1 pseudogene is annotated in these 371 nt (G+C 81.4%); it reads right to left on the reverse strand.

Annotated elements, in window-relative coordinates:
* A pseudogene (locus K206_RS43750) lies at positions 1–371 on the reverse strand (hypothetical protein); the annotation flags it as partial.

Here is a 371-nt window from a genome sequence, read left to right on the forward strand (position 1 = left end):
CCTGCCATAAGCGCGCGGCCCAGGCGCGGACCGCTGGGCTGTCCGGCGCCGCCGCCGTGATGCGCAGGGCCAGCGGCGCGGCGCTGGCCTGCTCCGCGCCCGGCGCATCCGGGATCAGGCGCTCCAGCGCCAGTTGCGGCTCCAGCCGCAGGCCCATCGTCACCGCTTGCGCGGGCTGCGCGAGCGAGTGCACGGCCTGGTCCGACGGTGCCGCGCGCAGCGCCCAGCGATGTCCCTGCAAGGCCGGCGCCGGCGCGGGGGACGCGGCCGGCGGCACCGGGGCGATGGCGGCGGGCTGCGGCACCGAGGCGATCGCCGCCGGCGCGGGCGCGGCAATGCGCGGCGCCAGGGCCGGCGGAGCGGGCGGCACC

The sequence above is a fragment of the Cupriavidus sp. WS genome, assembly GCF_000395345.1.
Classification (GTDB): Bacteria; Pseudomonadota; Gammaproteobacteria; order Burkholderiales; family Burkholderiaceae; genus Cupriavidus; species Cupriavidus basilensis_B.